Origin of the sequence: Microcystis sp. M53598_WE2 (assembly GCF_030067735.1) — a bacterium.
Lineage (GTDB): Bacteria > Cyanobacteriota > Cyanobacteriia > Cyanobacteriales > Microcystaceae > Microcystis > Microcystis aeruginosa.
Genome location: NZ_JASJFE010000841.1, coordinates 1 through 2038, shown reverse-complemented (window position 1 = coordinate 2038; position 2038 = coordinate 1). Strand labels below are relative to the sequence as shown.

Here is a 2038-nt window from a genome sequence, read left to right as displayed (position 1 = left end):
TTGTTAAGAAAGATCCGACTAATGGATAGGGTATAAACGGGGGCTGTTCCAGTATTAAGTGGGTGGGTGGAATTAAATATAAGATGAACGTAGGTTGGGTTGAAGCATGAAACCCAACGCCCGCATGGGTTACGCTACCGCTAACCCATCCTACAAATAATTGTGCCTCCCTACTTAGCAGGATATCAGGTAAGTCGGGATTAGCAATTCTCGCCCCACCAGCGATCGCTGTTGCCAAAGAATAGGGCGTAATTGCCCGAATTTTTAGCCCACAGAGACGAGGTATTTTTTAAGCATTCATGGCGAGATTTGTCAAATTATTTAAGAAATGTGAAGGAGCGCAAAGGAAAATTAAAAGAAGGGAAGATATAGATGTTGGGGAGAATACTAAGTGCTAATCTAAGGTTATCCCATCTATTCCGAGGTTAACCGTCGAGCAGGAGAAACAATCACCGGATTCCCTTGCTGGCGGCAAAAATCAGTTTCTTTAAATGAAAGTTAACAGAACTTCGCATTTCTGTTAAGAGAAGGTTTAAAGAAACTTGTTAGAATAGAGGTAGATAAATCCAGTTGCAAATAGGCGCTCGACCCGATGAATTTTCCGCGCGATCCGACAAAAAAAAGAGAACGAGAACACCGACAATATCTAGACTGTGACCTCTAATTGACTTTCAATCAACAGCGCGATCGAGCAGTTTTTTTGAGGATTAAATTCCTGGCATCAACATCCCTTAAAAATAGTTGATGTGGGCAGTCCATAGCAAAATTTTTAGATGGAGTAGTGAGTATGAAGCTATTGATTCAGGGCAATAATATCGCTGTCACCGAACCTATTCATGATTATGTGGAACAAAAGCTGGAGAAAGCGGTGAAACATTTTAACGGCATAACCACAAAGGTTGATGTTCACCTCTCCGTGGAAAAGAATGCACGCATTCCCGATCGCCACAAAGCGGAGGTAACGGTTTATGCTAATGGGACAGTGATTCGCGCTCAAGAAGGAAGCGAAAATTTGTACGCGAGTATTGATTTAGTTTCTGATAAAATCGCTCGTCAACTCCGCAAGTATAAAGAAAGATTGGTGGATCATCGCACCAACGCCCCCGTTAAAACTAGCGAGGTGGTGCAAGAGAAACCCTTAGATGGTAGCCTAATTGGCGATCGCACTCCCGAATTACCTGCGGAAGTAGTGCGGATGAAATACTTTGCCATGCCACCGATGACTATTGAGGAAGCACTAACACAATTGCAATTAGTCGATCACGATTTCTATATGTTCTGCAACAAAGACACTAACGAAATCAACGTTATCTATCAACGCAATCACGGCGGTTTTGGTGTTATTCAGCCCCGTCCCGTCAACCTCAATGGCAAAGAATCCAATTAACAGTTAGCGACCACAAATAAAACTAAAGACTGGAGAAATTCTCCAGTCTTTTTCTCATCTAACCAAGATTAACTTTCACCACTTTATTTTTTTCTGCCGCCGCTTTCGGGAGGGTGAGATAAAGAATACCGTCTTGATAGTTAGCGGTAACTTGGCTATTTTGCACCTCTACTGGCAGGGTAATCAAGCGACTAAATTTACCATAATAAAATTCGCTGTTTTTTACCTCGGCAGCGCATTCACGTTGCCCATTAATAGACACCATTTGCTTGCTAACCTCCACATCGATATCTTTAATATCCACACCAGGTAATTCGATTTTTAATTCCACGGAATCCTCGTTAACGGAGATTTCCACCGGGGGACGAGATACCAATGAAGTTGTCGGTAATACTTCTTGAAAAAGTTGATCGATTTGACGTTGAACAGAATTAATTTCTAGGAAGGGAGAATAAAGAGTGAAAGCCATAGTAATAATTTCCTTGAGAGGTTTTCTCTGACTGCGATTATCTCCATCTTAAGCAACTAACTTGACTTCCACAAGGCGGTTTTCAGGAAATAAAAAGTCGCAATAACCGATACAGTTATCAGTTATCAGTTATCAGTGGCAAGTGGGAAGTTGTGGGGTGTGGGGTGTGGGGAAGTGGGGGT

At 42.2% G+C, this 2038-nt stretch carries 2 protein-coding genes and 1 pseudogene; 1 reads left to right on the top strand and 2 read right to left on the bottom strand.

Annotated elements, in window-relative coordinates:
• A pseudogene (locus PX636_RS22745) lies at positions 1-238 on the bottom strand (hypothetical protein); the annotation flags it as partial.
• Positions 239-787: 549 nt separating this feature from the next.
• Here PX636_RS22745 and hpf point away from each other — a divergent pair.
• A complete protein-coding gene (gene hpf / locus PX636_RS17040; protein WP_288117985.1) occupies positions 788-1387 on the top strand; it encodes a ribosome hibernation-promoting factor, HPF/YfiA family in 600 nt (199 codons plus the stop codon).
• Between the two features lie 58 nt (positions 1388-1445).
• Here the strand turns inward: hpf and PX636_RS17035 are convergent, their stop codons facing one another.
• Positions 1446-1856 carry an Hsp20/alpha crystallin family protein gene (locus PX636_RS17035; RefSeq protein WP_288117983.1) on the bottom strand — a complete coding sequence of 137 codons (411 nt, stop codon included), beginning with the start codon at positions 1854-1856 and terminating at the stop codon, positions 1446-1448.
• Between the last annotated feature and the right edge of the window lie 182 nt (positions 1857-2038).